Source organism: Halomonas sp. NO4 (genome assembly GCF_010994375.1).
Classification (GTDB): Bacteria; Pseudomonadota; Gammaproteobacteria; order Pseudomonadales; family Halomonadaceae; genus Halomonas.
In genome coordinates, this window is record NZ_WHMA01000016.1 from 44563 (window position 1) to 51398 (window position 6836).

General features: G+C 62.7%; 5 protein-coding genes. 2 read left to right on the forward strand and 3 right to left on the reverse strand.

Going from position 1 to position 6836, the window contains the following annotated elements; genetic code table 11:
* Positions 1-125 precede the first annotated feature (125 nt).
* Complete coding sequence (locus tag FEF15_RS12305) at positions 126-1805, forward strand: thiamine pyrophosphate-binding protein (protein WP_163559468.1); 1680 nt, start codon at positions 126-128, stop codon at positions 1803-1805.
* A 39-nt stretch (positions 1806-1844) separates the two neighbouring features.
* Positions 1845-3272: an FAD-binding oxidoreductase gene (locus FEF15_RS12310; RefSeq protein ID WP_163559469.1), complete on the forward strand. Its 1428-nt coding sequence runs from the start codon at positions 1845-1847 to the stop codon at positions 3270-3272.
* 2 nt (positions 3273-3274) lie between these two features.
* Here the strand turns inward: FEF15_RS12310 and FEF15_RS12315 are convergent, their stop codons facing one another.
* From FEF15_RS12315 to FEF15_RS19435, 3 genes are all read right to left on the reverse strand, one after another.
* Positions 3275-4024 (reverse strand): SDR family oxidoreductase, encoded by a 750-nt coding sequence (locus tag FEF15_RS12315; protein ID WP_163559470.1) that lies wholly within the window; start codon positions 4022-4024, stop codon positions 3275-3277.
* 38 nt (positions 4025-4062) lie between these two features.
* Positions 4063-5631 carry a galactarate dehydratase gene (garD, locus tag FEF15_RS12320; RefSeq protein ID WP_163559471.1) on the reverse strand — a complete coding sequence of 523 codons (1569 nt, stop codon included), beginning with the start codon at positions 5629-5631 and terminating at the stop codon, positions 4063-4065.
* A gap of 274 nt (positions 5632-5905) precedes the next feature.
* Positions 5906-6836: aldehyde dehydrogenase family protein (locus FEF15_RS19435; protein WP_240454152.1), on the reverse strand; the 931-nt coding region annotated here is incomplete at its 5' end.

The following is a 6836-nucleotide window of genomic DNA, read 5'->3' on the forward strand; positions in this document are numbered from 1 at the left end:
CACCCGCCTCGGGACGCCGACGACAGTCGTCCCGAGGCCCGGGGACCGTGCGCAACCTCGGCCAATGCCGCCGCGTGTCGAACAGTCCCCGGTCTATCCCGAATTGTCCATTGGGAGTCACTACCATGTCCCAGTCTTTCCGCCCCCGTTCCGGAGGTCAGGTGCTCGTCGATCAGTTGCTGATCCACGGCGTCGAATCCGCTTACTGCGTTCCGGGCGAAAGTTATCTCGAAGTACTGGATGCGCTGTATGATGTCCAGGATCGCATCAGTCTCTACAACGCACGCCATGAAGCCGGTGCCGCCAACATGGCCGAGGCATACGGCAAGTTGACCGACAAACCGGGCATCTGTCTGGTGACACGCGGCCCCGGTGCCTGCCATGCCTCGATCGGGGTCCACATTGCCCAGCAGGATTCCACGCCCATGATCCTGTTGATCGGCCAGGTGGACCGCCCCTCACGGGACCGTGAAGCGTTCCAGGAGATCGACTACCAGCAGATGTTCGGCAGCATCGCCAAGTGGGTAGCGCAGATCGATGATGCTGCGCGAATTCCCGAATACATGGCACGCGCCTTCCGTGTCGCGACATCGGGCCGGCCGGGTCCGGTCGTGCTATCACTGCCTGAAGACATGCTGACCGATGTCGTCGATACGGTGGATGCCCCTCCCTATCGCCCCACGCGTGCCGACATCGGGGCTGCCGACCTGACGCGCATCCGCGAGGCGTTATCGTCAGCAAGGCGTCCATTGCTGCTGGTCGGAGGTAGTGGCTGGGATGATACGGCCTGCCGCGACATCACGACCTTCGCCGAAGCGCACGACCTGCCGGTGGCATGCTCGTTCCGCCGCCAGGACATCGTAAACAACCGCTCTGACGTCTATATCGGCGACTTTGGAACCGCGAGTTCGCCCCAATTGGTCAAGCGCATTGCCGAGGCAGATCTACTGCTCGTGATTGGTGCACGGCTCGGGGAAATGACCACGAAGACATACACGACCTTGACACCCCCCGTCGCCAACCAGACGCTGATCCATATCCATAGTGACAGCGATGAAATCGGCCGCGTCTACAGCCCCGAGATCGGGATAGCGGCGGCCCCGGAACGGGTCGCGCGCGCACTGCGAGACTGCCGCTGGGAGCAACTCACCGGGCGTTGGAGTGAATGGCGCCAGCAGGCCCGGCAAGCGTACTTCGACGATATCAGCAGCACAGATGAAGACGGACCGCTCAATATCGGTCAAGCCTTGATGGCCGTGCGCGATCAACTCCCCTGCGACACGGTCATCACGCTCGACGCCGGCAACCATACCGGCTGGGCCCAACGCTATCTGCGTTACGGCCGCCCCGGCCGTCAATTGGGATCAACGTGCGGCGCCATGGGCTACTCCGTACCGGCCGCCGTATCGGCCTCACTGCAGGATCCTGAACGAGTGGTCCTCGCCTTCGTCGGCGATGGCGGTTTCATGATGAGCGGCCAGGAACTGGCCACCGCCGTACACCATGGCGGGCGTCCGATCGTATTGCTCTTCAACAATGGCACATACGGCACCATCCGCATGCATCAGGAGCGTGAGCATCCTGAACGCATCGTTGGCACCGACCTGGTCAATCCGGATTTCCTCACGATGGCGGCAGGCATGGGGGCTTACACGGCCATGGTCAACCGCACCGACGAACTCCTGCTGGCGCTGCAGGGTGCCATTGAGGCACGCCGCCCGGCGGTCATCGAGTTGCGCACCGATCCCGAACGCATCTCGACGCGAACCACCATCACCCGACTGCGTCTCGCCAAGCGCGGCTGACACCCACGACATCGAACGCCTCACCCACTGGAGCCCGACATGCCCGACGCCCTGAAGCGACAGCCGTTCGCCAACGAGTTGCTCGACACGCTGGTCCATCGACTCGGGGCCGACTACGTACTGACCGAAGCTGCCGACATACTGCCTTATGTCCAGGAACAGCGCCGGCTGTATCCAGGGGATGCATTGGCCGTGGTATTGCCGGCCTGCACCGCCGATGTCGCCTTCATCGTCGAGCAGTGTCGCGAGCATGGAGTGCCGTTGGTACCGCAAGGTGGGAACACCGGGCTGGTGGGAGGCGGCGTACCGCAGCAGAGCCTCGTCGTGGCACTGGGACGCATGAATCGGATTCGCGACATCGATCCCACCAATGCCACCATCACCGTGGAGGCGGGCTGTATCCTGCAAGTGGTGCAAGAGGCCGCCCATGACGCCGGGCGTCTGTTTCCGCTATCGCTGGCCGCAGAGGGATCGTGTCAGATCGGCGGGAATCTGGCCACGAACGCCGGCGGCATCAATGTGCTGCGCTATGGCAATGCCCGTGACCTAGTGCTCGGGCTGGAAGTGGTGCTGGCCGATGGCCGCGTCATGAACGGATTGACCGCCTTGCGCAAGGACAACACCGGTTACGATCTCAAGCAATTCTTCATCGGCTCCGAGGGCACGCTGGGCATCATCACGGCTGCCGTGCTCAAGTTGTTTCCCATGCCGCGAGTGACAGCCACCGCGCTGGTCGGTTGCGACTCTCCGCATCAGGTGCTGGCATTGTACGACCAGTTGCGGGGCCAACTCAGCGATACATTGACGGCCTTCGAGTTCCTGCCGCGCTTTGCGATGGACGCCGTGCTGTCCCACATTCAGGGAGCACGCGCGCCCTTCGACCAGAGCTACACGTCATACGCGTTGATCGAGCTGACGACTCCGGATGCCGGTCTCGATCTGAATACCCGTCTGGAAGCGGCCCTGGCCGACGCCTTCGAGAACGACGTGATCAAGGATGCCGTCATCGCCACGAGCAGCGCGCAATCACAGGCGTTGTGGCGGCTGCGTGAAGGAGTTGCGGAAGCACAGATCGCCGAAGGCGCCTCGATCAAGCACGACATCTCCGTACCGGTATCGCGTATCGCGGATTTCATCGAGGCCGCCAGCGCCGCCTGCCGGTCGATCCTCCCGGCATGCCGCATTTGCGCCTTCGGCCATGTCGGTGACGGCAACCTCCACTTCAATGTCAGCCAGCCCGAGGCCATGGATACTGCCGCTTTCATGGACCTGACACCGCAGTTCAACCGTGCCGTACACGATCTGGTCGCTGACATGAATGGCTCGATTTCGGCAGAGCATGGTATCGGGCTCGCCAAACGGACCGAGTTGCGCCGCTACCAGGACCCCGTCGCCCTGGCGATGATGGAACGCATCAAGGCGGCGCTGGATCCCGAAGGATTATTCAATCCCGGCAAACTGCTATAGCCTCATCCCCGCCCGACATAGGGCATATTGGTAGCCATCACCGTCATGAACTGCACATTCGCTGCCAGAGGCAGACTAGCCATGTGCACGATTGCCCGTCCCACCTCCTCGACATTCATGCGAGGCTCGGGCACGACATCGCCATTGGGCTGCAGAATGCCCTCGGCCATGCGGGCCGTCATCTCGGTATCGGCATTCCCGATGTCGATCTGGCCGCAGGCGATATCATAGGCACGGCCATCCAGCGACAGAGACCGCGTCAGCCCGGTAATCGCATGCTTGGTGGCCGTATAGGCCACACTCAACGGTCGAGGCACATAAGCGGAAATCGAGCCGTTGTTGATGATTCGGCCACCTCGTGGCGACTGCTCGCGCATGAGACGAAACGCCGCTCTGGCGCACAGGAAGCTGCCGGTCAGGTTGGTATCGACGACCTCCCGCCATACGGCGACCGGCAACTCATCCGGAGTCGCCGGTGGTGCCCCGCGTCCCGCATTGTTGAACAGCAGATCCACCCGGTCCCAGGCAGCGGCGACCCTATCGAATGCCGCATCGACCGACGCCTCATCGCCGACATCGGCCACTACGACCAGCGTGGCTTCGCGATCACTGGCGAGACTCGCCGTTTCCTCCAGGCGATCGCGCCGTCTCCCCACCAACGCGACGCGATACCCCTCGCTGACCAGAGCCAGCGATGCCACTCGGCCGATACCACTCCCGGCGCCTGTCACTACCGCAACTTTGCCTGTCATGATGCTCTCCTCAATGGTCCTCGTCGCAGCTGGCGGTATTACGTCACAGGGGCGGGGTTGAACAGCGCCAGATCGTTATGTATCCCCAGACGGTCGACCGCCGCCTGTTCACGCCCACTGGCAATCTCCAGGATCAGATGGAACAGTTCCCACCCCATCGTCTCGATCGTGGCCTCACCGGAAGCGATGCGGCCGGCGTCCAGATCGATGAGATCATGCCAGCGGCGGCTTAACGTGGTGTTCGTCCCGACCTTAATCACCGGCACCATGGACAACCCATAAGGGGTACCGCGCCCGGTCGTGAACACATGCATGTTCATGCCCGCCGCCAACTGCAACGTGCCGCAGATGAAGTCGCTGGCCGGGGTTGCGACGAAATTCAACCCTCGCTTGCTGATCCGCTCGCCCGGCCCGAGCACATCGACGATGGGACTCGTACCCGACTTGGCAATCGACCCCAACGCCTTCTCGATGACATTGCTCAACCCACCGCTCTTGTTTCCCGGTGACGGGTTGGCACTTCTGTCCGCCTGCCCCTGTGCCAGGTAATTGTCGTACCACGCCATTTCCTGACACAGCTTCTCGCCCACGCCCTTATCGACGACCCGTGGCGCCAGCAGGTGGATCGCATCTCGGACTTCCGTCACCTCCGAAAACATGACCGTACCACCGGCCCGTACGATCAGATCCGCCGCAAAACCGACGGCCGGGTTGGCCGTCACCCCGGAGAAGGCATCGCTGCCACCGCACTGCGTACCCACCACCAGTTCCGATACGGGGCAGGGTTCACGCCGCCGTTGATTCAGCTTGGCGAGATGCTGCTCGGCCATGGCCATGATACCGGCCACCATTTCTGCAAAACCGACAAACTGCTCGTCCTGCAAGCTGAGAATATTGCCGGTGGCCGATGCCTCCTCACTCGAGTCGTACATCTTGACGGGTTGCTGGGACACCAACGTCGACGGTTGCAGCTTTTCGCACCCCAGGCCAATGACCATCACCTCCCCGCCGAAGTTGGGGTTGAGCGTGATGTTCTTGAGGGTACGAATGGGAATGATCGCGGCAGGCGCATTGATCGCCACCCCGCAGCCATACGTATGCGTCAGCCCGACGACATCATCGACATTGGGGTACTGCGGCAGCAATTCTGCTTTGATACGCTTGACGACATGCTCGACGGTGCCGGCGACGCACTGCACGCTTGTCGTGATACCGAGCACATTCTTCGTACCGACACTACCGTCCGCGTTGCGATACCCTTGGAAGGTATACCCTTCCAATGTTTCTAACGGCCCATACTCACGGGTCGCCAGTTGCAGTTCATGCAAGGCAGGCGGCTGACGCAACGCGATATTGAACTCGCTGACATGACCGCCCGACGGAATCGCCTCGGTTGCCGTACCAATGACCTCACTGTAACGAACGACCGCAGCACCCACTGGAATATCCGACAAGGCGATTTTGTGCCCTTGCGGAATATCCGCAAGGGCAATCAGTCCGGTCTTTAGTTCCGTTCCAGCGGTTACCCCGCCTCGGCCGATGACGATGGCGACGTTGTCGCTTTCATGGACCTTGATGATCTTCTTGTCGTCCATGGGCTGGGTCATGGTTATCACCTCATGCATATCAGACTGGGTATTGGATCCCGGCCTTCCATCCTGTCGAAACGGATACTCGAATGCCGGTTCAAAGCCTCTCCACAATTAATCATCTTATAGGATATCATACAACATTACGAGCTTATCCAGCCCCAGCCAAACGGCCGGCGACAACCTTGTGCTCAACCCCGTCTAGGTGCTTCACCCAGTATGCGAAAAAGGCGGCCCGCAGGCCGCCAAGATAACGATTCCACTCAAGGTGTCATCTCAGAAGAGGCAACCCTCAAAGCTCGCGCTGGCCGTCCACCAGGCGCGAGACATTGAGGGGGTTGTCGTCCTGGAGCGCCTCGGACAGCAGCCCTGCCGGCAGGTTCTGGTAGCACACCGGACGCAGGAAGCGCTGGATGGCCGCACTGCCCACCGAGGTCGTACGCGAATCCGAGGTGGCCGGGTAAGGCCCACCGTGGACCATGGCGTGGCACACCTCGACGCCGGTGGGCCAACCGTTGGCCAGCACCCGACCGGCCTTGCGCTCGAGCAGCGGCAGCAGCTGCTTGGCGGTTGCCAGGTCCCCGTCGTCCATCTGCAGGGTGGCGGTGAGCTGGCCTTCCAGGGCCTCGGCTACGGCCTTCACTTCCGCGAGGTCGTCGCACTCGATGACCAGCGAGGCCGCACCGAACACCTCGGCCTGCAGGGCCTCGTCGCTCAAAAAGTCGCTGGCGCTGGCGGCAAACAGGGCTGCCTGGCACTCGTGCGGGCCGGCGCCTTCCTGGCCACGAGCGATCTCGCGCACCCTGGGGTTGGCGGCCAGGGTACCGACACCGTCCTGGTAGGCGGCGTGGATGCCCGGGGTGAGCATGGTCTGGGCGGCGCTGCCCTTGACCGCGTCACCGGCTGCCTTGACGAAGGCATCGAGCGAGGGCCCGCTCAGGCCGATCAACAGCCCCGGGTTGGTACAGAACTGGCCGGCGCCCATGGTGAGCGAGCCGGCGAAGCCCTCGGCGATGGCCGGGCCGCGAGCGGCGAGCGCCTCGGGCAGCAGGAAGACCGGGTTGATGGAGCTCATCTCGGCATAGACCGGAATCGGCTGGGGGCGCGCCTGGGCCGTCTTCATCAGTGCCGTGCCGCCGCCGCGCGAGCCGGTGAAGCCCACCGCCTGGATGCGCGGGTCGGCGACCAGCGCCTGGCCGATCTCGCGACCCGAACCGAACAGC

What these genes read in the sequence shown, in the direction of transcription:
- FEF15_RS12305 (WP_163559468.1), top strand. Translation starts at nt 126, where the DNA reads ATGTCCCAGTCTTTCCGCCCCCGTTCCGGAGGTCAGGTGCTCGTCGAT.
- FEF15_RS12310 (WP_163559469.1), top strand. Translation starts at nt 1,845, where the DNA reads ATGCCCGACGCCCTGAAGCGACAGCCGTTCGCCAACGAGTTGCTCGAC.
- FEF15_RS12315 (WP_163559470.1), bottom strand. Translation starts at nt 4,024, where the DNA reads ATGACAGGCAAAGTTGCGGTAGTGACAGGCGCCGGGAGTGGTATCGGC.
- garD (WP_163559471.1), bottom strand. Translation starts at nt 5,631, where the DNA reads ATGACCCAGCCCATGGACGACAAGAAGATCATCAAGGTCCATGAAAGC.